The organism is Hymenobacter psoromatis (genome assembly GCF_020012125.1).
Taxonomy (GTDB): domain Bacteria; phylum Bacteroidota; class Bacteroidia; order Cytophagales; family Hymenobacteraceae; genus Hymenobacter; species Hymenobacter psoromatis.
The window spans coordinates 463,778-486,413 of record NZ_JAIFAG010000001.1 but is presented as its reverse complement, the minus strand read 5'-3'; the positions used below and the strand labels follow the sequence as shown (position 1 = coordinate 486,413).

Genomic DNA, 22,636 nt, shown 5'->3' with positions numbered 1-22,636 from the left:
CCCAGCAATACCGAAGCGGCCTACAATTTCGTGAAAATTACTGAAACCCAGCTACGCAGGGTCCGGTGGCGGTTATAAACCAGCCCTAAACGCGTGGCTTCGACAGTTATTTTAGGTAAATCTTCCTCGTAAAACCCACTGAATAAAATTGGGTTCCCGCTAGGTAGCAGCCGCACGTAGGCGGCCATATCTTCCAGCAAAACGTTGCGGTTGATGTTAGCCAAAATAATATCGAAGGGCACCTCGTCGGCCAGCAATTCGGCCCCGCCGAGGCGGCACTCGATGGTGCGGCAATGGTTTTCCTGGGCGTTATCGCGGGCGTTTTCCACGGTCCAGGGCTCCACATCGATGGCCAGCACCTGGCGCGCCCCCAGTTTTTCGGCCATAATGGCCAGGATGCCCGTGCCGCAGCCCATGTCCAGCACGCGCTTACCCTGGTGGTCCAGGTCGAGCTGATTCTCAATCATGAGGGCCGTGGTTTCGTGGTGGCCGGTGCCGAACGACATGCGCGGCATTATCTCCATATCGTACTCCACGCCGGCCGGCCGGGGGTGAAACGGGGCGCGCACCGATACGCGCCCGGCGATAACGAGGGGCTGAAAGTTTTTTTCCCACTCGGCATTCCAGTTCTGCCGGGTTATCACGCGGTCCGAAAACTCCAGCTCACCGATGCCTTGGTAGCGGCTCATAATCTCGGCCACCGCGTCGCGGTCAAACGCTTCTTCGGTGGTGTAGGCGCAGAAGCCGGCGTCGTTGTCCTCGAAGGTGTCGAAGCCGACTTCGCCCAGCTCGGCCACCAGGATGTCGGCCAGCTCGGGCGGGGCCTGCACGGTCAGTTCAATAAAATCCATTGTAATGCGGGGGGTAGGGCGAGCGATAAAAAAGCAGAATGCCCCCAAAGTTCGCCGATAACCGGCCGCCAGGCCGGGCCGGGCCACTACATTCTCTTACCCAAAGCCTGCTACCCGTGCGCTAACCCCTTTATTTGCAAGCGAAAACTCCCCTCACTGTTCTTCTTTTCTCATGATGACATCTCGCCTACCCCTTCTGGCCGCGCTGCTACTAGCCGGCGGCCTCAGCGCCTGCGGCAATAAGGACAAAGCCGCCGAGCAAACCACGGCTGCCACCCTGCCCACCGCCGGTAGCGGCACCCCTACCCCCGTGCCCGCCGCCGGGGTAGCCGCCACCACGCCGGCCGCCACTCCGGCCACCGACGCAACGTTTGACCTGAGTTCGGTGCCGGTTTCGACGGCCAATATGGGCAGCTTTCCCTACCTCGCCAAGCTGCCCGGCTACCACCTGAACGTGCCCTCCGACAGCACGGACTATGAGTTTGACCGTCTCTACGTGTATGATGGCAAGCAGATGCTCCCCGTGGAGGGACACGTGCTACGGCGCCAATATGTGTCGATTAATCAGCAGAAGGAAACCTCGGAGCTCATGATGGAGCGCAACTACGAAAACCTGGTGAAAACCTTGGGCGGAGTCAAGGTATGGTCGGGCGAAATTCCCGGTGAAGCGCGGGATAAGGTCGGCGACGACTACAGTAAGTATCACGGCCTGGATGCCGGCAAGTCGGCGGACACCTACCTCATCCGGCAAAAAGACAAGGAAGTATGGGTGCAGCTAGTACCCGACCACTATAGCTATACGCTCAACGTGGTGGAGCGGGCCGCTATGCCTCAGAAGCTAACGGTGACGCCCGCCGCCGAGCTAAAAAAAAACTAGCGACGGAGGGCCACGTGGCCCTTTATCTGAATTTCGATCCGGATAAAGCCACCCTGCGGCCCGATGCCCAACCCGTGCTGGCCGAGGTGCTGACGCTGCTTCAGCAAAGCCCCGGCCTGCGCCTGGCCGTGCAGGGCCATACCGACAACACGAGCACGCCCGCCCACAACCAGCAGCTGAGCGAGGACCGTGCCCGCGCCGTGGTGGCCGCCCTCACGACCCAGGGCACCGCCCCCAGCCGCCTGAGCGCCAGCGGCTTCGGCCAAACCCGGCCGCTGGCCGACAATGATACCGAAGCCGGCCGCGCCCAAAACCGCCGCGTGGAACTGGTGCGGCAGTGAGGAAAATTGAGAATTAAAAATGATAAATTAAAAATGAGGTTAGTGACTCCTTCATTTTTAATTTATCATTTTTAATTCTCAATTCTCCCTGCGCCCTACTGCCTACAGCCCGCGAACGAGCGCACGGTAGTGTAGTGAATGGCGAAGTCGGCGCGGCTGCGGTCGGTGGTGACGTAGAGCACATAGTCGGCAAACTCGCGGTTCTCGGACGGACACCAGAGGCCGGCTTTGTCGGCGAAAAGCTTGTTGGTTTCGTTGAATATCAGCACGTCAGCAAAGGCTTTTTCGGGCTCGATGTAGACCACGGCAAAGCAGGCGTTGGCCCGGTGCGGGTCGTACTCCAGGTACACGGAGCCAAAAATCTTGCAGGGCTCCACGGTACCCAGCGGGTGCGGGGCCGCCCCTACCCCCCGCGCGGCGGGCGGAGCTAGCAAAAGCACTAGCGAAAGCAGGAAGGAAAGCATGGCCGCTCGGGAGTTGAAGGTGAGGAAAGATGCTCGGAAGCAGATGGCGCAGCCAACAAAAATGCTGCCTGAATTGCGGCCGCCCTACCCCAACAACTGGGTTAGAACGACTTACTGATATCTACAAAATCGCGCGCCTTGAGCGACGCGCCGCCGATGAGGCCGCCGTCTACGTCGGGCTGGGAGAAGAGCTCGCGGGCGTTCTGGGCGTTGCACGAGCCGCCGTATAAAATCGTGGTGTTGGCCGCGATGCCCGCGTCGTAGGCCGCCGCCACCTGCTGCCGGATGAAGGCGTGCACCTCCTGCGCCTGCGCGCTGCTGGCTGTGCGCCCCGTGCCAATGGCCCAGATGGGCTCGTAGGCAATCACGACCTGCTCCATCTCGGCGTCGCTCAGTCCAAACAAGCCTTCGGCCAGCTGCTGCCCGATGAAGTCGAAGGTTTCGTCGGCTTCGCGGGTTGCCAGGCTTTCGCCCACGCAAAAAATCACCTGGAGGCCGGCCGCCAGCGCGGTTTTGAGCTTTTGCGCCAGTAGCGCATTGTCTTCGCGGAAGTGCTGGCGGCGCTCCGAGTGGCCCAGAATCACGTACTGGCAGCCTACCGAGTGCAGTTGCTTGGCCGAGACTTCGCCGGTGTAGGCCCCGCTTTCCATCTGGTGGAAGTTCTGCGCGCCCAGGGCCGGGCCGCTTTGACCCAGCACCTCGCCCACGGCCAGCAGCAGCGGAAAGGGCGGGCAAAGTACGAGCTGGGGCCGGGCACCGGGCAGCTCATCGGCCAGCAGCCGCACGATGTCAGTGGTCAGGGCCCGCGCTTCGGGCAGGGTGAGGTTCATTTTCCAGTTGCCGGCAACAAAATTCTGGCGCATCGGGGTAGGGCTAAAGCGAGAAAGGCGGCCCACCGCGGGCCGCCGCAAAAGTAACGCTACCCGCCCCTACCCCCTCCTACCCGGCCAAGGCCGCCGCATCTGGCTGCGCCACCGGCGGCCGCTGACGGGGCCAGCCGGCCAGCACCGCGCCCACCAGCAGGGCCACGGCTGCCCCTAATGCCGTGCGGGCCAGGTCGGGCGCGGCCGTTTGTTGGGCTACCCAGGTGCCCACCAGGCCCCAGGCAATGGGCAGGGGTAGGAGCGCATCGCGGAAGTGCCAGGCCAGCGCCACGCCCAGCCCGGCCGCCACTATGAGGAGCGCGTAGCAACCCAGCAGGCTGCTTTGGGTTGACCACTGCCAGCCGTGCGCGCCGAAACCATCGCGCAGGCCGAAGATGAAATTGAGTACCGCCGCCAGCGTTATCCAGCCCAGGTACAGGCTCAGAAACCACACTGGCCAGGCGGGCGCGTACAGCAGCCGCACCAGCCGGCGCGCCCGCCCGTAAGCCTGGGCCAGCAGCAGCAAAATAAACAGCATCACGGTGAGGCTGAGGCCGATGAGACCGTAGCTAAACACCAGCGTCCAGGCGGTGGTCATCAGCACGGCGCACGTCAGCAGGCTGTTGAGTTGCGTGGGGAGGGCCGCGCCGCGCTGCGCGGGCAGCCATTGCCAGACGGCATACCCCACGAGCCCCGTGAAAATGATGCCCCAGATGCTAAAGGCATAACCCGCCGGCGTGAGCAGGGTAGGGTGCCGCGCCGACATGGCTCCGTTGGAGAGCGCGCCGGCCGGCGGGTGGGCGTTGTAAACGTAGTTGACGTAGAGACAGGCCACTACCGCCACGGGCAGCAGCCAGCGCCAGAAGCGGCCAGCCGGAGTTTCGAGGTTTTCCATGAAGTAGCATACGCTTTAGCGTGTGCGGGGTAGCATCCGGGCCGGAAGTTACCGGCTTATTCAAATGCCAACTCGCACACGCTGAAACGTATGCTATACGAATAGCCCCTCGACCGACAAATACCGCTCACCGGTATCGTAGCAGAAAGTGAGCACCTTGCCGCCCTGGGGCACCTCGGCCAGCTTTTTGGCCACGGCGGCCAGCGACGCGCCCGATGAGATACCGCACAAAATACCTTCTTCCTTGGCTGCCCGGCGCGTCATCTCAAAGGCTTCGTCGCGGGTTACCTGAATGGTGCCGTCGAGCAAATCGACGTGTAGATTCTCCGGGATGAAGCCCGCGCCAATGCCTTGCAGCGGGTGCGGCCCCGGCGCGCCGCCACTGATAACGGGCGAAGCTTCCGGCTCCACGGCGTAGGTTTTCATCTTCGGAAAAAGCGGCTTCAGCACCTGCGTGACGCCCGTGATGTGGCCGCCCGTGCCCACCCCCGTGATGTGCATGTCGAAGCCGCCCTCCGGCGCATCGGCCAAAATTTCCTGCGCCGTGGTATCGATGTGCGCCTGAATATTGGCGGGGTTGGAGAACTGCATGGGCATCCAGGCTCCCGGCGTGTTGTCCACCATTTCCTGGGCCTTGGCGATGGCTCCTTTCATGCCGCCCTCGCGGGGAGTCAGCTCCAGGCTGGCCCCATAAGCCTGCATCAGGCGGCGGCGCTCGATGCTCATGCTCTCGGGCATCACCAGCGTGAGGCGGTAGCCCTTCACGGCGGCCACCAGCGCCAGCCCTACCCCCGTGTTGCCCGAGGTAGGCTCGATAATGTGGCTGTCCTTGGTCAGAATTCCGTCTTTTTCGGCCTGCTCAATCATGCGGAGCGCAATGCGGTCCTTGATGGAGCCGCCCGGATTCTGGCGCTCCAGCTTCATCCACACCTCCACGTCGGGGCGCTCGGCGGCGAATAATTTAGTGAGTTTAACCAGCGGCGTGTGGCCGATAACGTCGAGAATGGAATTGGCTTTCATGGGTAAAATTAGATGGGTGGACTGTTGGACTATTAGCTGGGTGAATTGCTCGTTAAAACCAACTTGACAAGCTACCCAGCCGTTAAACCATTTTTAAATGGAGAACATCAGCTCGCCGGCGGGGTCATCCTGGCGGGCCATGCGGAGCTGGGCGCGGTGATACACCCGCGAGTGCGAGGGTACGCTCTCGGTCAGCCACACGTTGCCGCCGATAACGCTGTGCGGGCCGATAACGGTGCTACCCCCCAGAATGGTCGCGTTGGCATAAACCACCACGTGGTCCTCGATGGTGGGGTGGCGCTTGAGGCCCTGCAACGCTTTCGTCACGCTGAGCGCGCCGAGCGTAACGCCCTGGTAGAGCTGCACATGCGCCCCAATTACGGCCGTTTCGCCGATAACGATGCCCGTGCCGTGGTCGATGCAAAACGCCGGCCCAATGCGCGCCCCCGGATGAATGTCAACGCCCGTGCGCTGGTGGGCATACTCGCTCAGCAGGCGGGGTAGGCGCGGCACGTCGCGCTGGTGCAGGGCGTGGGCCAGCCGGTGCAGGGCCGTGGCGTAGAAGCCGGGATAAGTACTCAGAATCTCGGCCAAATCCTGGGCGGCGGGGTCGGCGGCCAGCGTGGCCTGGGCGTCGAGCAGTAGGGCGGCGCGCAGCGCGGGCAAGCCGCCAAACAGGCCAGCGGCCAACGGCGCGGGCGGGGTAGGCAGGCCAGGTACCTCGCTTAGCAGGGCAGCCAGCTCGACTTGCAAGTGGTAGAGAGTAGCGGCTACGGCATCGGTGCCGGCCAGCGGCCGGGCGGCGCGCTCCGGGAAGAGCACCGCCAGCACCTGCTCGGCTAGCGCGCAGAACGCCGGCCCCGGTAAGGCGGTGGGCACGGCCGCGTGCGCCCGCGCCAATTGCTCAGCAAACGTTTCGAGGGCGATAGCAGACACGGCAGAATCATGGGGGTAGGCGGAAAAATAAGCGCGCCGCGCCGGAGGGCACGAGCGGCTTGGGTCTCTTAACCCGACGAGCTTACCGAAGGTTTTGGGCTGGCCGCGACACAACCGCCGGCCCGGCCCCGCCGTTTAGCCAAGCCGGGAGCCGGCCGCTGGCCTATCCTTACTTTTTGCCGATGCGGAATACCCGCGCCGTTTTTACATTTTCCTAACTATGTCTACTCCCAACATCAACGCCAATACCGCCACCCCCGATGCCGATGGGGCCAAGCACCTTGCCGCCGGCCAACATGTCTCGCTCCGCCTCTGGGAAAACGAGCAGCCCGGCGAGTCCAAGCCCCTCAGCAGCCGCCCCTATGAAACGGTCGGTTACGTGCTAAAAGGCCGCGCCGAGCTGCATCTCGAAGGCAAAGTAACCCCGCTGGAGCCCGGCGCATCCTACCTCGTGCCCCAGGGAGCCTCGCACACCTATAAAATCCTGGAAGCTTTCACGGCCATCGAGGCAACATCGCCTCCTCAGTAAATGAGTAGGTAAGTAAGCAGATGAGAGCCGTTTTGTCATTGCGAGCGCAACGCGGCAATGACAAAACGGCTCTCATCTGCTTACTTACCGCTAAAGAACTCCACGGCCCGGCGCTCGGAATAATACGAGCCAGCCGGGCCGTTATCGTTGAAGCCCACGTGGCCGCCCGCAGCAGGCGTTTCGAGGTAGAAGCACGGGTTGGCGCGGGCCGCCTCGCGGGGGTAGCAACTGGGGGGTAGGAAGGGGTCATTCAGGGCGTTAACCAGCAGCGTGGGCACCCGAATACCCGCCAGATAGCGCCCCGAAGCCGCCCGCTCGTAGTAGTCATCAGCCGAGACAAAGCCGTGCAGCGGAGCCGTGTAGCGCGCGTCGAACTGCGGGAAGTCGCGCAACTCGTCAAGGGCAGTCAGGTCGAGCTGGCCGGGCAGGTATGCGGCTTTAGCCCGCATTTTCTCGCGCAGTGAGTGCATGAAGCGCCGCAAATACACTTTATTCTGCCAGCGACTGATGTGCAGTGAGCTGGCCTTGAGGTCGGTTGGTACCGAGAATACAGCCGCTCGCCGCACCTGCGGCGGCACCCGCGCCGGGTCTTCGCCCAAGTATTTCAGCGTCACGTTGCCGCCCGCTGAAAAACCGGTCAGGTAAATTTCCGGGTAGTCTTTCTCATTGATAGTATGACTGATAACAGTGGCTAGGTCGTCGGTATCGCCGAGGTGGTAGGCGCGCAGCAGGCGGTTGGTTTCGCCGCCGCAGCCGCGGTAGTTCCAGGCCAGCGCGTCGAAGCCCGCCTGGTTGAGCGCGCGCACCATGCCGCGCACGTAAGGCCGCTCGCTGCTGCCTTCCAGCCCGTGCGAAACAATGCCTAGCCGCCCGCCCGGCGCAGGCCCGGCCCACGACCAGTCGAGGTCCAGAAAATCGCCGTCGGACAGCTCTAGGCGCTCGCGCCGGTAGCGCACCTCCGGCACCCGGCGTAGCACGCTGGCCGCGATGGTTTGCAGGTGGCCGTTGGCTAGCCAAGCCGCCGGGTGGTAACCAAGAGAAGGTAGCAAAGGCATATAATTTTAACGATTAAGGGCTACTGATTGGTAAGTAATGGTTTGATAGGCAGCGCAGGATTTACCGTGAGTCACTGCGGTGTCGTGGCAAACTTTGGCGGAAAAATACTGGGACATCTGCACATTGAGCCAAAATTTTATAGCGCCAGTGCTGGTAAATGTGAGAATATTTTCCTACCTTTGCCCTCCCAAAGCGAAAACCCACGGCCCATCGGTCGTTCCAGTTATAGAATCTTTTTTGTCATGGCAAATCACAAGTCGGCTATTAAGCGCATCCGTAGCAACGAAGCGAAGCGCGTACTAAACCGCTACCAACACAAGTCTACCCGCACGGCCATCAAGAAGCTGCGTGGCACCACCGATAAAACGGCCGCGCAGGAGCTACTCCGCAAAGTGTCGTCGATGCTGGACCGCTTGGCCAAGAAGAACATCATCCACAAAAACAAAGCTGCCAATAACAAAAGCAAGCTGACAAAACTCGTCAACGCGCTTTAGCGCGAGACGAGTTCTAGCGGGGCCGGACTCTGCCGCCCCACCGTTCGGTCCCGCGCTTCTTACCAAAAAGCCCTGCCCTCCCCGGCAGGGCTTTTTGCGTGAAGGTTGAATTAAGAATATTCTTCGGTATTTTGCCTGCGCTATTCACCTCTTAATTGATAAGCGCGATGCGGCACGGCTACCTGCTACTTCTCTTACTACTGAGCCAACTGGGTGGCTTTCGAGCGTACGGCCAAGCCCCGACGTGGCGGCCGTTTCGGCCGGGCTTCGTTTATAGCTTCGCGGCCAGCGACCCTACCCCCTCTACGGCGGTGCACACGCTGCGCGTCGATTCGGCCTACGTCACCCCGGCCGGCGACTCGGTGTATGCCTTCAACCGACTGCTGCGGCCCGTGCCAGGCAGCACCTACCCCCTCCGCAAGAGCCGCAACAACCTACTGGGCGCGCGCCTGCGCTGGCACCCCGGCACCGCCGACTACTACCTCGAAGCCGATGCTGAGCCAGCGCTGGGTGGGCCGGCCGCACCGGTAGCGCTGCTACTGCGGCCCCGCGCCGCCGTGGGCAGCACCTGGGCCGCCAGCACGCAGCCGGCCCTCACGGCCACGCTCACGAGCCGGGTGGCGGACCCGGCCGGCGCTACCCCCGATTCGGTAGCCACCATCACGCTCAGCAACGGGCAGGTGCTACGGCTGAGCCGATTGCACGGCCTGCTGCAAGGGCCGCCGTGGCTGGCGCTGCCGGCCAGCGGCCCCCTACCCCCCGCCTGGCAGCAATACGGCCCGCCGCAACCGGGCCTGGGTCCTTATGACCCGCGCGTGCTGTTCGCGCTGAGCGCGGGCGATGAGGTAGGCTACGAGTTGTCGCCTCCCGTATTCGCGGCGCTGCAATGCCAGCACGGCTACCGGCTGCGGCGCATTCTCAGCCGCCAACAAACGACTGATAGTCTGATTTTTACTCACAGTGAGCAGGACCGCGTGACGAATACCCTCGCGCCTAGCTGCATCGGCCCGCTGGTTACGACGCTTAGCCCGGTGAAGCAGGGGCGCTGGGCCTTTTCACTGCGCACGGGCGCTTCGCCGCAGTGGCCGTTCTTGGGACTCCTCGCGGGCGAATACCGACCAGATACCGCTCCTACTTCAGGCACCTTGCTGATGGGCCGGGGCTACGCCTTGCAAACCGGCCCTAGCTCGTGCCTGGCCGAACCTGAGATGCTACCTTTCCTGAAAGTCTACGCCTCTAACGCCGACGCGAGCCAATACCTGCCGGGGCTTGATTTTCTGGCAGTAGGCCAAACCTTCGGGCCGACGCTGGGGGTAGGGCCCACTTACTTTATTGATTATTACGAAAATGTGTTGGCTTACTACCGCCGGGGTGCGGTAAGCTGCGGCCAGCCAGCCGACTACGCCAGCCTGCTGCCAACCCGCGCCGCACTGGCCGCCGCGGCGGCCACCCTCGCGCCCAATCCGGCCGCGGAGGCGGCTATCCTCACGCTGGCCGCGCCCGCGCCGGCGGGCACCACGCTGACCCTCACCGATGCGCTGGGCCGCCGCGTATGGAGCGTGCCGGTATCGGCCGGCCAAACGGCCCTACCCCTCCCCGTAGCTACCATCCCCGCCGGCCTCTACCTCGTGCAGCTATTCATACCTAATATGCTGCCCTTAACCTGGAAACTAGACCATTGATTAGCACGAATTTCACAGATTTCACAGATTTTGTGGACGATTCGCAACAACTAAAAGGCCGCCCACTTGGGCGGCCTTTTTTGCTTAATGAACTATCTGTGGCTAAGCGAAAGAGCCATTGCGAATCGTTCACAAAATCCGTAAAATCTGCTAAAATTCGTGCTAATTAGTGGTCTAAGCGACGGTTACTTTCACCATGTTGGCGCGGCCGCGCTCAGTGATGGGCATGGTGCCGGTAGTCACGAATACGTCGCCTTCCTTGAGGTGCCCGGTGGTTACGAGCACGTGGCGGATATCCACGATGGTAGCGTCGGTGCTGTTGAAGCGGTCGTAGTAGAAGCCGCGCACGCCCCACACCAAGCTAAGCACGGTGAGTAGCGGCCGGTTGTCGGTGAAGATAAAAATAGCGGCTTTGGGACGGTATTTGGACAGCTCGAAGGCCGTGTAGCCTTCGTGCGTGAGGCCGGCCAGGGCCTTAGCCCCCGTGTTTTTGGCCAGGTGGCACGCAGCCGACAAGATGCTATCGACGATAAACGTGGGGGCGGTAGCGTCTACCGGCCACCACTTATTGAACAGCTTGGGGCTGCGGCTTTCCACGCTCACGATGGTGGCCACCATCGAGCGGATAACTTCGGCGGGGTAGGCCCCCACGGCGGTTTCGGCCGAGAGCATCACCGCGTCGGTACCGTCAATTACGGCATTGGCTACATCGCTGGTTTCGGCGCGGGTCGGGCGCGGGGCCGTTATCATGCTCTCCATCATCTGGGTGGCCACGATAACGGGCTTACCGGCCTTGTTGCACTTCTCGATAATCATTTTCTGCGCCATCGGCACCTCCTCCATCTTCACCTCCACGCCGAGGTCGCCGCGGGCCACCATCACGGCATCGGTGATGGCGATAATCTCGTCAATATTGCGCAGGCCGTCGGGCGTTTCAATCTTGGCGATAACGCGGGTGGTTTTGCCCGCCTCGGCAATCAGTTTCTTGATAAAGCGAATGTCGTCGGCCTTGCGGGCGAAGCTCAGTGCCACCCAGTCCACGTCGTTAGCCAAGCCAAAGTGCAGGTCCTCAATGTCCTTCTCCGTCATGCTGGGGGCCGAAACATCCGAGTCAGGCAGGTTGATGCCTTTGCGGGGTTTCACCGTGCCGCCGTATATCACCTCCACGTCCACTTCGTGGTCGCGGTCGGTGGCCAGCACTTTCAACTCAATCTTGCCGTCGTCAATCAGAATCTGGTCGCCGGGCTTCACGTCGCGGGCCAGGCCCATATAAATCGTGCTCAGGCGGGTAGCGGTGCTGGTTTCCTTCTCGCCGCACACCAGCTTGATTTTATCGCCGCGCTTGATTTCGACGCTGCCGCCCTCTACCTCACCCAGCCGGATTTTTGGTCCCTGCAAATCTTGCAGCAGGCCCACGTTGGTGCGCAGGTCCTTATTCAGGCGGCGCACGGTGTTAATAACGGACAGGTGCTCGTCGTGCGCGCCGTGCGAGAAGTTGAGCCGAAATACGTCTACCCCCTCACGGATGAGCATCCCCAGGCGCTCGTAGGTATTGGAGGCGGGCCCAACCGTGGCCACGATTTTAGTCTTGTTGAAGGAGACGGTGGATGGTTCCATTTTAGTAGCTGATGGCTAATACCGAGTGGCTAGTAGCTTTTTTCTGAATAAAGTGAGGTAGAACGTCTAGGGCGGGTGGGCAGGAGGGCGCGCGGGTCAAAAAATCAGGTTCTCTTTGTATTTCAGTTCGTAGGGGTCCAGCTCGCTGGCGTACTGCACCACCGGTAGGGCCGTGAGGCGGTCGAGCAGCTCGGTGCCAGCTAGCTCGTCGGCCCCACCACACACTTGCAGCAAGTAGTCGTACTCCCGAATATCGGGGGCCAGATACGGCTTGGCCAGCACCGAAGGCAAGGCCGCCCGGTTGCGCAGCAGCCGCAAGGTAAGGACATCCGTGCCGTAGAGGTAATAGCTGAAGGCTAGCGCGCCCTGCTGCACTAAGTTCAGCACATAGTCGGGCTGGCGCAGCAGGCGCAGGCGCAGGCCGCGGTTGAGGCTCCAGGCCAGCGTGTAATCGCGGGTGCCGGAAACCAGGCCGTATAATGCGAAGTCGCAGTCGTACTCGGCCTCTAGCGTTAGGGTTTTCATGAGTCAGCGGCGAAGTGCAAAGCTACTGCTTTCGGCCGGGCACATGGGACGCGCCGAGGGGGGTAGGCCAAAATATTGTACGCCCTCGCTGAAGGCAATTCGCTGGGCAGTTGGAAAAAGTAACGTTACTTTGCAGGCAAGTTTCCCCTTAACCACGACTGCAATGTCTGAAATCGCCGAAAAAGTAAAAGCCATCATTATCGATAAGCTGGGTGTTGAAGCCTCGGAAGTAACCCCGGAAGCCAGCTTCACCAACGACCTGGGTGCCGATTCACTCGACACCGTGGAGCTGATTATGGAATTCGAGAAAGAATTCAACGTCAGCATCCCCGACGACCAGGCCGAGAACATCCAGACCGTGGGCCAGGCGGTGAGCTACCTCGAAGAACACGCCAAATAGACCGCAGATTCAAACGGATTAAACTGATTAAACGGATACGCCGCTCCGCGGCTAACTGTTTTTTGGAGGCAGGCGTTTGAATTTCTGAGTTTGTGTTTGTGAACCGGCCGGCTAGCTGCCGGCCGGTTTTGGCATTTTGGGCCAGCCGCAGGCTGCCCAACTGCTCGTCCGCCCGCTTAGCTAGTCAGCCGCGGAGCGGCGTATCCGTTTTATTCGTTTAACCAGTTTGAATCTGCGATGAATGTTCGCCGCGTTGTCGTAACCGGCCTGGGGGCCATTACCCCGCTGGGCAGTACCGCCCCCACCTACTGGGAGGGGCTCAAAAACGGCGTGAGTGGGGCCGCGCCCATCACCCGCTTCGATGCGGCTAAGTTTAAAACCCGCTTCGCCTGCGAGGTTAAAGACTACAACCCGGACGCCTACTTCGACCGCAAGGAAGGCCGTAAGATGGACCTATTCACGCAGTTCGCCGTCATTGCTGCCGACGAGGCCATCGCCGACGCGGGCCTACTGACGGGCGGGGTAGATAAGGACCGCGTGGGCGTTATCTGGGGCTCGGGCATTGGGGGGCTGAAGTCGTTGCAGGAAGAATGCTTCCAGTTTGAGCGCGGCGATGGCACGCCCCGCTACTCGCCCTTCTTCATCCCACGCATGATTGCCGACTCGTCGTCGGGCAATATTTCCATTAAGAACGGCTTTCGCGGCCCCAATTTCGTCACCACCTCGGCCTGCGCCTCGTCTAATGACGCGCTCATTGCCGCCTTCAATAATATCCGCCTTGGGCTGGCCGATGCCATTGTCACCGGCGGCTCGGAGGCGGCCATCACCGAATCGGGGGTAGGCGGCTTCAACGCGCTCAAGGCCATGAGTGAGCGCAACGACGACCCGGCCACCGCCTCGCGGCCCTACGACAAGGACCGCGATGGCTTCGTGCTGGGCGAAGGCGCGGGCGCGCTGGTACTCGAAGAATACGAGCACGCCAAAGCCCGCGGGGTAAAAATCTACTGCGAGGTTATCGGCGGCGGCATGTCGTCGGATGCCTACCACATCACGGCTCCCGACCCCAGCGGCTCGGGCGTGGTGCTGGTGATGCGCAACGCCCTGCGCGATGCTGGCATTCAGCCCGAGGACGTGGACTACATCAACACCCACGGCACGAGCACGCCGCTCGGCGACGGGGCCGAGATTAAGGCCATCGAAACCGTATTCGGCGAGCACGCCACCAAGCTCAATATTTCCTCTACCAAGAGCATGACCGGCCATCTACTGGGCGGCGCGGGCGGCATTGAGGCAGTGGCGAGTATTCTGGCCATGCAGTACGGCCTAGTGCCGCCCACCATCAACTTGCACACGCCCGACCCGGAAATCAATCAGGCCCTGAATTTTACGCCCAATGTGGCGCAGAAACGCAACGTGCGGGTAGCCATGAGCAATACGTTTGGCTTCGGCGGGCACAATACGTCGGTTATTTTTCGTAAGCTGAGCGAGTAGTAAAGCCAGATGAGCATGACGTTCTTTTTTACTCTATTAAGAAGCTAATTGCCAACGGTTATTTTCTAATGCCCCTACCCCTCTTTGGCTTGTTCAGGCGGCTGCTGGGCAGCGACAAGCAGTTTCGGCAGGCCGTGGCTATCGTCATCGGCCAAAACCCGGATAATACCCGGCTCTACCAGTTGGCGTTCACGCACTCGTCGGTGGTGCGGGCCGAGCCGGGGGCGGGCCGCCACCAAAGCAACGAGCGGCTGGAATTTCTGGGCGATGCCGTGCTGGGCACGGTGGTAGCCGAGTATTTATTTAAAAAATTTCCTCACGAGCAGGAGGGTTTCCTGACCGAGACGCGCTCGCGCATCGTCAACCGCGAAAGCCTGAACGCCATCGCCCTCAAAATGGGCCTCGACAAGCTGGTGCAGCTCGATTCGGCGCAGAGCCGGGTGGCCCGCTCACGCTCCGTGAATGGCAACGCGCTGGAGGCGCTGGTGGGCGCGGTGTACCTGGATTTGGGCTACAAGGCCGCCCGCAAGTTTGTGCTCAAGGGCTTGATAAAGCCCTTCGTGGACGTTAATAAACTAACTACCACGACTTCCAACTATAAAAGCAAGCTCATTGAGTGGGCGCAGCGGCGGGGTAAGGAGGTGCGCTACGAAATCAGCGGCGAGCCCCGGCCGGGCGGCGTCATGGAGTTTACGGCTACCGTGCTGCTGGGCGATGAGGTAGTGGCCACTGGCATGGGCCTCAATAAAAAGCAGGCCGAACAGCTGGCCGCCGAGCGGGCCTTAGTTGCGCTGGGGGCGTGAACTGACAAAGGGGCGGCTGTTATTGCGAGCAAAGCGAAGCAATCGCATCAGAACGAAACCCGCGCCGATTGTTCTACTATCGTTCTGGTGCGATTGCTTCGCTTTGCTCGCAATGACGGACGAAAAATGATTTAGGTCCCTACCCCTCTTTACCCATGCGTATCGCCGGAGCCGCTCTCAACCAGATTCCTTTCGATTGGGCGCATAATATTCAGAATATCAGCACCGCCATTGAGCAGGCCAAAAGCGAGGGGGTAGGGCTGCTGTGCTTGCCCGAGCTGTGCCTGACGGGCTACAACTGCGAGGATTTATTTCTGAGCGACTGGCTGCCGGCCTCGGCGCTGGCGCATTTGCAAAAAATCCGGCCGCTGACGGAGGGTATTTGCGTGGTGGTGGGGCTGCCGGTGCGGCTGGCGCACCGCACGTATAACACGGCCGCCGTGCTGCGCGACGGGCAGATTCTAGGCTTCGCAGCCAAGCAGTTTCTGGCCAATGACGGGGTGCATTACGAAACGCGCTTTTTTGCGCCGTGGCCGGCAGGCGAGACGACGACGGTAACGTTGGAGGGCGAAAGCTGGCCGCTGGGCGACCTCACGTTTGAGCATTTGGGCGTGCGGTTTGGGTTTGAAATCTGCGAGGATGCCTGGCGGGCGGACGACGTGCGGCCCGCCTGCCGCCTGGCGGGCAAGGTCGATTTGATTATTAATCCCTCGGCCAGTCACTTTGCGATGAGCAAAACGGATTTGCGCTATAAGCTGGTGCTTAACGCTTCGCGTAAGTTTGCCTGCACCTACCTCTACGCCAATTTGCTAGGAAACGAGGCGGGCCGCATTATTTATGACGGCGAGATTCTGATTGCCCGCAACGGCCATTTGCTCAAGCGCAACCAGCTCTTGAGCTTCAAGGCCGTGGACCTAGAGTGGGCCGATGTGGATTTTGCTACCCCCCTCGCAGTGGCCGATGTCATCGTACCGCTGCCCGAGCCCGACGAGTACCGCGAGCTGAACCAGGCCATGAGCCTGGGTTTGTTCGATTACCTGCGCAAGGCGCGCAGCCGCGGCTTCGTGCTGAGTTTGAGCGGCGGGGCAGATTCGTGCTTCTGCGCCGTGGGCGTGGCCGAAATGGTGCGCCTGGGCGTGGAAGAGCTGGGCGTGGAAGAATTTAAGCGCCGTAGCGGGGCCTTCGACGAGGCCAAAAAAGACGTGGTGCAGACCGGCGCGGGCGGCCCGGCGGAGCAAGTGGTAGTGGAGCCAGTGGCCCCTACCCCCTCCCTTACGGCCAATCAGGAGTTGGTCAACCACCTGCTGACCTGCGCCTACCAGGGCACGGTCAATTCCTCCGACGATACGTTTAATTCGGCTAAAGAATTAGCGGAAAGCATTGGGGCGCGGTTTTTTGACTGGACGATTGACGACGAGGTGCGCGGCTACGTGGGCAAGATTGAGGGCGCGCTGGGCCGCGAATTGACTTGGCAAACCGACGACCTGGCGCTGCAAAATATTCAGGCGCGGGTACGCGCGCCCGGCATCTGGCTGCTGGCCAACGTACAGAACTGCCTGCTGCTCACCACGAGTAACCGCTCGGAGGCCAGCGTGGGCTACTGCACGATGGACGGCGACACGGCGGGCAGCATCTCGCCCATTGCGGGCGTGGATAAGTACTTCGTGAAGAAGTGGTTGTGCTGGGCCGAAACCGAGCTGGGCTACGCCGCCCTGCGCCACGTGAATGCCCTGCAACCCACCGCCGAGCTGCGCCCGCTGGCCGATAACCAGACCGACGAGCGCGACCTCATGCCCTACCCCCTGCTTAACCGCATTGAGCGCCTAGCCTTCTACGACCGCCTGGCCCCCGCCGCCGTGCTGGCCCAGCTCGTGGCCGAAGACCCCCACGCCGACCCCGACCAGCTGCGCACCTACGTGCGGCGCTTCTACACCCTCTGGAGCCGCAACCAATGGAAGCGCGAGCGCTACGCGCCTAGCTTCCACCTCGATGACTACAACGTGGACCCGCGCTCGTGGCTGCGCTTCCCCATCCTCAGCGGCGGCTTTGGGGAGGAGCTGGCGGGGTTGTAGCACGGGCTGACGCCTTTGGCAAAAAAGCGCGTTAAACTCGTACATTCACGCCCCGTTGCTCCTCACCCCCATGTCTGACGCGCTTCAAGAACTGTATGCCAGCCAAGCCGCTTACCGGCTGCCGCTGTACACGGTGCAGCAGGCCGCGCATTTAACGGGGCTTCCGCTGAAAACTACGGCCCGGTGGGCGGCGGCTGAGACGGGCCTACTGGTGCGGCAGCCGGGCAAAGCCGGCTTATCCTTTCTAAACCTGGTGGAGCTGCACGTGCTGGCTGCCATTCGGCGCTTGCACCGCGTGCCGCTGGGCAAAGTTCGCCAAGCGGTGCAGTTCGTGCGCAGGAGCGCGGGTACTGACTACCCCCTGGCCGAGCAGCAGTTTGAAACCGATGGCGTTGACTTATTCATCCGCGAGTTAGACGTGCTTATCAATGCTTCGCGGCACGGGCAGGTAGCTATTCGGGAATTGGTAGCCGCTTATTTACAGCGGATTGAGCGCGACGCGACTGGTTTTCCACTTCGCCTCTACCCCCTCTACCGGGCCGATGCGGAAACCGCGGCTGACGTTAGCCAATCCCCCATGCTGATAGCGGTAGACCCTACCATTTCGTTTGGAAGGCCGGTACTGGCCACTTCCGGCATCGCGGTTGATATTGTTGTTTCGCGCTACCGGGCTGGCGATTCCATCCGCGATTTAGTGGCCGACTACAACCTAACGGAAGCGGCTATTGAGGAGGCTTTGCGCTATGAGCTTGGAGCAGCTGCCTGAGTTTACGCTATTTCTGGACCGAGGTGCCTCGGTGCACTTGCTAATGAGTGCGCTCCGCGAGCTTGGCGTTAATTTTGTGCGGCACGACGATATCTTTCCACAAGCCACGCCCGATACGGAGTGGCTGGCCCACGCCGGGCGAGCGGGTTGGCTGGTGCTGACGCTGGACCAGAATATCAGTTACAATAACCTGGAGAAAGCTGCCCTCCTGAGCAGCGGGGTAGGCAGTTTTGTACTGGTTGCCAAGAAGCTGAATGGCCAGCGAATAGCTAATTGCATCATAAAAGCGCTGCCCGCGATGCAGGCATTTGCTAAGCATACGACCCGGCCCTTCATCGCCAAGATTTACGCCGATAGCCGGGTACTGGCCCAACCGTTAGCGTAAAAGCTCTAATCTGAAGAGAATAATTTTGCGCTCGTAATTACTTTAATTAGCAGATATTTTGATTCCCTACAGACGCGGCAGTAGCAGGCCAAAATTGCTGGCACTGTAAATAATACGAATTGTTAGTCAGCACTTTACTCATTAATAATCCGAAGCCGCGCAAGTAATTTAGCCTATTAGCACCTAAGCTTCCGTAACGCCCGCCGCTACTAGCGGCAGGTGCTACGCACTCCTTCAATCGGACTTGCCGCTTTGGTTTTATGGCGCTTAGCCTCTCGCTACTTGATACCCCCACGCCGCCAGCTTACCATTCCGATGGGCACGCCGCTGTGGCCGATGCCGAGCTAGTGGCGCAGCTCCGCGAAGGTAGCGAGGCGGCATTTCGCACCCTGGTAGCGCGCTACAAGGACCGGATTTATGCCACGGTTTATTCCCTGCTGCGGTCGGCGGAGGAGGCTGAGGATGTGGCGCAGGAGGTGTTTGTGGAAGTATACCAAACGGTAGCGCAGTTTCGGGGCGAGGCTAGCTTGAGCACCTGGCTCTACCGGCTGGCCACGTCGCGGGCCTTGCAGCACCGCCGCCGCGGGAAGGCCCGCAAGCGCTTTGCTTATTTCACCAGCCTGCTGGGCTTTGACAACCAAGTGCTGCACGAGCCGCCCGACCACGCGCACCCGCTGGCGCTGCTAGAAGGCCAGCAGCAGCTGGCTTTATTGCTGCACCACATTGGCCGCCTGCCCGGCCCCCAACAGGTGGCTTTCACTCTGCGCCACGAGCAGGAGCTTAGCTACCAGGAAATAGCCGCCGTGCTCGATACCACAGTTTCGGCGGTCGAATCCCTCCTGTTTCGGGCACGGCAGACGTTGCGGCGATACCTTCAACCCCCTGCTACCCATGTCTAACTCCCCCGTTCGCCCCGGCTCCGATGAGGAATGGGAGGCGCTGCTGCGTCAGCTTCGGCACCAGCCTAAAGCCCAGCCCCGACCGTTTTTTTATGCCCGCGTGCACGCCCGGCTCGCGGCAAGCGCGGCGCTAAAAAGCCCCTGGCTGCCGGACTGGGTGCGCCGCCCGGCCTACGTAGCGCTACTCGGGGCGTTGGGATTAGCGGTAAGCGGAGATGACGTAGCCTCGCGCCCGCTACTGGCAAACAATCAGCACAATACCTATCAGCTCAGCCAACCTGCCCCGCTGCTACCCCGCTAATTCGGTCAATCAGCGCGTTCCTACCCCTGGCAGGCTAGCATAGGCCAGCCGCCTGGCGAAATGGGATGCCGGCGATGACCAGTACCTTTGACCCCTCTTTCTTCTTTGTTCATGACCGCCTCGCTCGCTTATATTACCTGGACCGCCGACCCCATCATTGCCCACCTGGGGCCGCTGCTGCTGCGCTGGTACGGGGTGCTGTTTGCGGCGGGCTTCGTTATCAGCTCGTTTGTCATCACCGACATGTTTAAGAAAGAGGACGTGCGGCCCTACTGGGTCGATGTCCTCACGTTTTACATGGTGGTGGCCACGGTGCTAGGGGCACGGCTGGGCCACGTTTTCTTCTACGACTGGCCTTCGTACAGCGCGCATCCGTGGGAGATTCTCAAAATCTGGCACGGCGGGCTGGCCTCGCACGGGGCCACGATTGGCATTTTGCTGGCGGTGTACGTTTTTAGCGTGCGCAATAAGTTTGATTATCTCTGGGTGCTCGACCGCATTGTGATTGTGGTAGCCATCGCCGGAGCCTGCATCCGGCTGGGCAATTTGATGAACTCCGAAATTGTGGGCAAGCCCACCGATATGCCCTGGGCCTTCGTGTTTCCGCTCGATACCGAGCACCTGCAAGCGCCCGTCACGCCCCTACCCCCCGGCGCGGCGCTGGTGCAGCGCAGCCGCCTGGCCAGTGGCGAGGAGCACACCGAGGTTTTGCCCGTCGGCACCGCCCCTGCCCCCACAATGGAGATGGCCGTACCGCGCCACCCTACCCAGATTTACGAGTCGCTGTTCTGCGTATTCCTGTTCGTGCTGCTCTATAGTCTGTGGAATAAGTACCGGGCGCGCACGCCCCGCGGCCTACTCTTCGGGCTGTTCGTGGTGCTGCTTTTCACCTTCCGCATTTTGGTGGAGTATTTGAAAGAAAATCAGGTGTCGCAGGAAACGGGCATCATCGCGCAGTACCACCTCAACATTGGGCAGCTGCTGAGTATCCCGTTTATTCTCATTGGCTTGTGGGTGCTGCTGCGCGCCGGCAAAGACCCGAAAAATCCCTACGGCTACGCCCCGCGCGACTTGGCCGAGGAAGAGGCAGCACTAAAAGTTAAGGGTTAAATCCCTAGCTCATACACGTCGCCCTGCTCGGTGGTGATGAGCAGCGTGTTGGCATCCTTAAATGCCACGCCTTCAGTCTGGCCCGCGCCTTCGAGGCTGATGTGGCGGGGGGTAGCTTTCAGGATTTCCTCCCAGGAATTACCACTCAGAATGAACAATTCCTGGCGGGCCAGCAGCACGAGGCGGCGGCCATCGGGCGAGAGGGTAGCGTCGGTGACCTGGCCCGGAATAACGAGCTTGGTCACGAGCTTAGCGGTGTAGCTGCCGGGCTGGTCGGGCACAGTGTATACCTTGCAGGTACTCGACTGGCCCCGGTCTTTGGTGAATAAATAAACCTGCCCGGCGTGCCAGAGGCTGGCTTCGCAGTCGAAGTTGCGGCCCTTCTTGCTGGGCGGAAACTCGATTTGGTCAGGGTATTTGAAGTTGATTTTGCCGACTTGGGCGGGGGTCTCGGGCCGGAAGCGCAGGATGGCCAGGTTCTGGCGGTCGTTGTTGTTGTTGCCGCAGTCGCCCATGTAGTAGTTGCCGCTAGGGTCGCGGCTTAGGCTTTCCCAGTCGTGGTTGGGCGCGCCCAGCGTGAACTCGCCCACCTGCTGGCCGGTAGCATCCACGCGCCACACGGTGGGCGGGTTGCCATCGTCGCCGAAGGTGAGGTACGTGCCTACCTCGGGCGCGGCGCACAGCCCCGAGCTTTCCCGGATGCCATCGGTGAGGCGGCCTACCCGACGCAGGCCGCTGGGCAGGTTTTCGGCTTCTTCTTCGTGCTTTTTGTGGCCCTTTTTACCCTTTTTACCGGGGTGCGTTTGAGTAATATCCTGGGGCTGGCCGGCGCTACCCGCATTGTCGGCAGCCGAGGAGCAGGCGGAGGAAAGGCAGAGGGGTAGGAGCAGGAGCAGCGGAAGTTTCATACGCAGCCTTGTACGCGCCGACGTGGCGGAGCGGCTGACTGAGGGCCGCAAAAAAGCGCGCCCGGCGTAGGCCGGACGCACTTTTTTAAGATGATGGAATAAGCAGCGGCGCTTTCCACCCACGAAACGATACCGCGGCTTTCCCTCCCCTACTCCACTGGCCGGGCGGCCACCGCAATCTTGGAGTCGGCGGTGCCGTAGTAGAGCAGCCACCGGCCCTGGAAGCGCGCCAGCCCCTCCAGAAAAACCACCTGGTTGACCTGGCCCGTGGTTTCGTAGGGGCGCTCGGGGCGGATGAAATACGTGTCGAGGCGCTGGAGCAAGTGGGTCGGGTCGTTTTGGTCAAACAGCGCCTGGCTGGCAGTGTAGGTGCCCAGAGGCAGGGTTTTATCGCCGAAGGCGGGGTCGTTGCGGCTGTTGTATACCAGCCGGATGCCCTGGTCGGTGAGCATAGCCGGCGGGCCCGACTCCACCAGGTCGCTATCGAACTTGCCGGCGCGGGTAGGCAGCATAATCTTCAAATCAGGCATGGTCAGGGCCTGGGCGCGCAGGGGCACGGGCGGCTTTTCGCCGGCGGCCATCTCCACCGGTGTCCAGTGAATAAGGTCGTCGGAGGTAGCTAGCCAGATTTGGGCATCGCCCCAGTACATCCAGTACTTGCCGTTGATTTTGGCGGCTACAATGCGGCCGTCGTCTTCGTAGCGCGACACGATGGAGCCCGATTTGCTCCACTTATCCAGGTACTTACCTCCGTAGGCTTGGGCAAATGCATTACCGTACTTGGTCCAGTGCACCAGGTCGGGTGAGGTAGCTACGTGCAGGCGGGCCAGGGTGCCATCGTAGGCCGTGTAGGTCATGTAGTAGCGGTGGTCGTCGCCTTCCACCACGCGCGGGTCCTCGGTGCCACCGGGCCACTCATACTTCTTCTGGGCATCGTTATCGGGGTAGAGCACCGGCTGCAGCTGGCGAACGAAGTGCAGCCCATCGGTGCTGACGGCCAGGCCAATACGCGAGGCTTTACCAATCGTGCCCACCAGGTTTTCGGCCCGGTACAGCATGTACACTTTGTTGTCCTTCACCACCACGGCGGGGTTAAACACGTCCTTTTCCTCCCAGTGCACGGGCTGTTTCAAGATGGGGTCGAGGAAAACCCCGACCGCGCTGGGACCCATGATGGGGTTAAGGCTGTCGGCCTTTACGAAGCCGAGGAGCGGCCAACTGGTGGAGGTAACGGCGGCAGTGGCCTGCGAGCTATCTGCCTTGGTGCAGCCCAGCAGGGCCGCCAGGGCCAGGGTAGCGGCCGCAGCTAAGTTTCGCGCGTGGTGGGTGGGCATCCGCATTCGGGTGGGGA

The 22,636-nt window shown here is 61.2% G+C and carries 25 protein-coding genes; 14 read left to right on the top strand and 11 right to left on the bottom strand.

What is annotated here, in order from left to right:
- Positions 1–20: 20 nt before the first annotated feature.
- Positions 21–851, bottom strand: coding sequence for a 50S ribosomal protein L11 methyltransferase (prmA, locus tag LC531_RS02060; RefSeq protein ID WP_223648669.1), 831 nt, complete (start codon positions 849–851; stop codon positions 21–23).
- A 172-nt stretch (positions 852–1,023) separates the two neighbouring features.
- Here prmA and LC531_RS02055 point away from each other — a divergent pair, with 172 nt between their 5' ends.
- Together LC531_RS02055 and LC531_RS02050 are read left to right on the top strand one after the other, a co-directional pair.
- On the top strand, positions 1,024–1,728 hold the full coding sequence (locus tag LC531_RS02055; RefSeq protein WP_223648668.1) for a hypothetical protein: 705 nt from the start codon (positions 1,024–1,026) through the stop codon (positions 1,726–1,728).
- A 14-nt stretch (positions 1,729–1,742) separates the two neighbouring features.
- Positions 1,743–2,069, top strand: a complete 327-nt coding sequence (locus LC531_RS02050; RefSeq protein WP_223648667.1) for an OmpA family protein — start codon at positions 1,743–1,745, stop codon at positions 2,067–2,069.
- Positions 2,070–2,164: 95 nt separating this feature from the next.
- Here LC531_RS02050 and LC531_RS02045 read toward each other — a convergent pair whose 3' ends face one another.
- The 5 genes from LC531_RS02045 to LC531_RS02025 form a co-directional block, all read right to left on the bottom strand.
- A complete protein-coding gene (locus tag LC531_RS02045) occupies positions 2,165–2,509 on the bottom strand; it encodes a 7(1) septoil knot domain-containing protein (protein ID WP_223648666.1) in 345 nt (114 codons plus the stop codon).
- Between the two features lie 125 nt (positions 2,510–2,634).
- Positions 2,635–3,396, bottom strand: a complete 762-nt coding sequence (gene tpiA / locus LC531_RS02040) for a triose-phosphate isomerase (RefSeq protein ID WP_223648665.1) — start codon at positions 3,394–3,396, stop codon at positions 2,635–2,637.
- A gap of 76 nt (positions 3,397–3,472) precedes the next feature.
- Complete coding sequence (locus LC531_RS02035) at positions 3,473–4,291, bottom strand: tryptophan-rich sensory protein (protein ID WP_223648664.1); 819 nt, start codon at positions 4,289–4,291, stop codon at positions 3,473–3,475.
- A 93-nt stretch (positions 4,292–4,384) separates the two neighbouring features.
- On the bottom strand, positions 4,385–5,311 hold the full coding sequence (cysK, locus tag LC531_RS02030) for a cysteine synthase A (protein WP_223648663.1): 927 nt from the start codon (positions 5,309–5,311) through the stop codon (positions 4,385–4,387).
- A 93-nt stretch (positions 5,312–5,404) separates the two neighbouring features.
- Positions 5,405–6,247: a serine O-acetyltransferase gene (locus LC531_RS02025; protein WP_223648662.1), complete on the bottom strand. Its 843-nt coding sequence runs from the start codon at positions 6,245–6,247 to the stop codon at positions 5,405–5,407.
- A gap of 220 nt (positions 6,248–6,467) precedes the next feature.
- On the opposite strand from LC531_RS02025, the gene LC531_RS02020 reads away from it, so the two are divergent.
- Positions 6,468–6,776 (top strand): cupin domain-containing protein, encoded by a 309-nt coding sequence (locus LC531_RS02020; RefSeq protein ID WP_223648661.1) that lies wholly within the window; start codon positions 6,468–6,470, stop codon positions 6,774–6,776.
- 80 nt (positions 6,777–6,856) lie between these two features.
- Here the strand turns inward: LC531_RS02020 and LC531_RS02015 are convergent, their stop codons facing one another.
- Positions 6,857–7,831 (bottom strand): YheT family hydrolase, encoded by a 975-nt coding sequence (locus tag LC531_RS02015; RefSeq protein ID WP_223648660.1) that lies wholly within the window; start codon positions 7,829–7,831, stop codon positions 6,857–6,859.
- Between the two features lie 243 nt (positions 7,832–8,074).
- On the opposite strand from LC531_RS02015, the gene rpsT reads away from it, so the two are divergent.
- Entirely contained in the window at positions 8,075–8,326 is a 252-nt protein-coding gene (gene rpsT / locus LC531_RS02010; RefSeq protein WP_223648659.1) for a 30S ribosomal protein S20, read from the top strand.
- Between the two features lie 155 nt (positions 8,327–8,481).
- Entirely contained in the window at positions 8,482–10,008 is a 1,527-nt protein-coding gene (locus LC531_RS02005; RefSeq protein WP_223648658.1) for a hypothetical protein, read from the top strand.
- A 174-nt stretch (positions 10,009–10,182) separates the two neighbouring features.
- Here the strand turns inward: LC531_RS02005 and pyk are convergent, their stop codons facing one another.
- Together pyk and LC531_RS01995 are read right to left on the bottom strand one after the other, a co-directional pair.
- A complete protein-coding gene (gene pyk / locus LC531_RS02000; RefSeq protein ID WP_223648657.1) occupies positions 10,183–11,625 on the bottom strand; it encodes a pyruvate kinase in 1,443 nt (480 codons plus the stop codon).
- 96 nt (positions 11,626–11,721) lie between these two features.
- Complete coding sequence (locus LC531_RS01995; protein WP_223648656.1) at positions 11,722–12,150, bottom strand: IPExxxVDY family protein; 429 nt, start codon at positions 12,148–12,150, stop codon at positions 11,722–11,724.
- A 163-nt stretch (positions 12,151–12,313) separates the two neighbouring features.
- Here LC531_RS01995 and LC531_RS01990 point away from each other — a divergent pair, with 163 nt between their 5' ends.
- The 9 genes from LC531_RS01990 (at position 12,314) to lgt (ending at position 20,377) form a co-directional block, all read left to right on the top strand.
- A complete protein-coding gene (locus LC531_RS01990) occupies positions 12,314–12,550 on the top strand; it encodes an acyl carrier protein (RefSeq protein WP_068229068.1) in 237 nt (78 codons plus the stop codon).
- A 237-nt stretch (positions 12,551–12,787) separates the two neighbouring features.
- On the top strand, positions 12,788–14,041 hold the full coding sequence (fabF, locus tag LC531_RS01985) for a beta-ketoacyl-ACP synthase II (protein WP_223648655.1): 1,254 nt from the start codon (positions 12,788–12,790) through the stop codon (positions 14,039–14,041).
- Between the two features lie 68 nt (positions 14,042–14,109).
- Entirely contained in the window at positions 14,110–14,844 is a 735-nt protein-coding gene (gene rnc, locus LC531_RS01980) for a ribonuclease III (RefSeq protein ID WP_223648654.1), read from the top strand.
- A 155-nt stretch (positions 14,845–14,999) separates the two neighbouring features.
- Entirely contained in the window at positions 15,000–16,916 is a 1,917-nt protein-coding gene (gene nadE, locus LC531_RS01975; protein ID WP_223648653.1) for an NAD(+) synthase, read from the top strand.
- A 70-nt stretch (positions 16,917–16,986) separates the two neighbouring features.
- Positions 16,987–17,682 carry a DUF433 domain-containing protein gene (locus LC531_RS01970; protein ID WP_223648652.1) on the top strand — a complete coding sequence of 232 codons (696 nt, stop codon included), beginning with the start codon at positions 16,987–16,989 and terminating at the stop codon, positions 17,680–17,682.
- Positions 17,660–18,067: a PIN-like domain-containing protein gene (locus LC531_RS01965; protein ID WP_223648651.1), complete on the top strand. Its 408-nt coding sequence runs from the start codon at positions 17,660–17,662 to the stop codon at positions 18,065–18,067. Before LC531_RS01970 ends, LC531_RS01965 begins: the two co-directional genes overlap by 23 nt.
- 260 nt (positions 18,068–18,327) lie before the next feature.
- Positions 18,328–18,966: an RNA polymerase sigma factor gene (locus LC531_RS01960; RefSeq protein WP_223648650.1), complete on the top strand. Its 639-nt coding sequence runs from the start codon at positions 18,328–18,330 to the stop codon at positions 18,964–18,966.
- Positions 18,959–19,267, top strand: a complete 309-nt coding sequence (locus LC531_RS01955) for a hypothetical protein (RefSeq protein WP_223648649.1) — start codon at positions 18,959–18,961, stop codon at positions 19,265–19,267. Before LC531_RS01960 ends, LC531_RS01955 begins: the two co-directional genes overlap by 8 nt.
- 111 nt (positions 19,268–19,378) lie before the next feature.
- On the top strand, positions 19,379–20,377 hold the full coding sequence (lgt, locus tag LC531_RS01950) for a prolipoprotein diacylglyceryl transferase (protein WP_223648648.1): 999 nt from the start codon (positions 19,379–19,381) through the stop codon (positions 20,375–20,377).
- Here the strand turns inward: lgt and LC531_RS01945 are convergent.
- Positions 20,374–21,285, bottom strand: a complete 912-nt coding sequence (locus LC531_RS01945) for a hypothetical protein (RefSeq protein WP_223648647.1) — start codon at positions 21,283–21,285, stop codon at positions 20,374–20,376. The genes lgt and LC531_RS01945 overlap by 4 nt on opposite strands.
- A 149-nt stretch (positions 21,286–21,434) precedes the next feature.
- Positions 21,435–22,619, bottom strand: a complete 1,185-nt coding sequence (locus LC531_RS01940; protein WP_223648646.1) for a glycoside hydrolase family 130 protein — start codon at positions 22,617–22,619, stop codon at positions 21,435–21,437.
- Positions 22,620–22,636: the final 17 nt, after the last annotated feature.

Bases quoted from the DNA above. Each gene is read 5' to 3' on its own strand.
- cysK (WP_223648663.1), bottom strand. From the start codon at position 5,311: ATGAAAGCCAATTCCATTCTCGACGTTATCGGCCACACGCCGCTGGTT.
- LC531_RS01960 (WP_223648650.1), top strand. From the start codon at position 18,328: ATGGCGCTTAGCCTCTCGCTACTTGATACCCCCACGCCGCCAGCTTAC.
- LC531_RS01940 (WP_223648646.1), bottom strand. From the start codon at position 22,619: ATGCCCACCCACCACGCGCGAAACTTAGCTGCGGCCGCTACCCTGGCC.
- LC531_RS02055 (WP_223648668.1), top strand. From the start codon at position 1,024: ATGATGACATCTCGCCTACCCCTTCTGGCCGCGCTGCTACTAGCCGGC.
- LC531_RS01970 (WP_223648652.1), top strand. From the start codon at position 16,987: ATGTCTGACGCGCTTCAAGAACTGTATGCCAGCCAAGCCGCTTACCGG.
- LC531_RS01990 (WP_068229068.1), top strand. From the start codon at position 12,314: ATGTCTGAAATCGCCGAAAAAGTAAAAGCCATCATTATCGATAAGCTG.
- tpiA (WP_223648665.1), bottom strand. From the start codon at position 3,396: ATGCGCCAGAATTTTGTTGCCGGCAACTGGAAAATGAACCTCACCCTG.
- fabF (WP_223648655.1), top strand. From the start codon at position 12,788: ATGAATGTTCGCCGCGTTGTCGTAACCGGCCTGGGGGCCATTACCCCG.
- LC531_RS01955 (WP_223648649.1), top strand. From the start codon at position 18,959: ATGTCTAACTCCCCCGTTCGCCCCGGCTCCGATGAGGAATGGGAGGCG.
- LC531_RS01965 (WP_223648651.1), top strand. From the start codon at position 17,660: ATGAGCTTGGAGCAGCTGCCTGAGTTTACGCTATTTCTGGACCGAGGT.
- rpsT (WP_223648659.1), top strand. From the start codon at position 8,075: ATGGCAAATCACAAGTCGGCTATTAAGCGCATCCGTAGCAACGAAGCG.
- LC531_RS01945 (WP_223648647.1), bottom strand. From the start codon at position 21,285: ATGAAACTTCCGCTGCTCCTGCTCCTACCCCTCTGCCTTTCCTCCGCC.
- LC531_RS01995 (WP_223648656.1), bottom strand. From the start codon at position 12,150: ATGAAAACCCTAACGCTAGAGGCCGAGTACGACTGCGACTTCGCATTA.
- LC531_RS02015 (WP_223648660.1), bottom strand. From the start codon at position 7,831: ATGCCTTTGCTACCTTCTCTTGGTTACCACCCGGCGGCTTGGCTAGCC.
- LC531_RS02020 (WP_223648661.1), top strand. From the start codon at position 6,468: ATGTCTACTCCCAACATCAACGCCAATACCGCCACCCCCGATGCCGAT.
- nadE (WP_223648653.1), top strand. From the start codon at position 15,000: ATGCGTATCGCCGGAGCCGCTCTCAACCAGATTCCTTTCGATTGGGCG.
- lgt (WP_223648648.1), top strand. From the start codon at position 19,379: ATGACCGCCTCGCTCGCTTATATTACCTGGACCGCCGACCCCATCATT.
- prmA (WP_223648669.1), bottom strand. From the start codon at position 851: ATGGATTTTATTGAACTGACCGTGCAGGCCCCGCCCGAGCTGGCCGAC.
- pyk (WP_223648657.1), bottom strand. From the start codon at position 11,625: ATGGAACCATCCACCGTCTCCTTCAACAAGACTAAAATCGTGGCCACG.
- rnc (WP_223648654.1), top strand. From the start codon at position 14,110: ATGCCCCTACCCCTCTTTGGCTTGTTCAGGCGGCTGCTGGGCAGCGAC.
- LC531_RS02035 (WP_223648664.1), bottom strand. From the start codon at position 4,291: ATGGAAAACCTCGAAACTCCGGCTGGCCGCTTCTGGCGCTGGCTGCTG.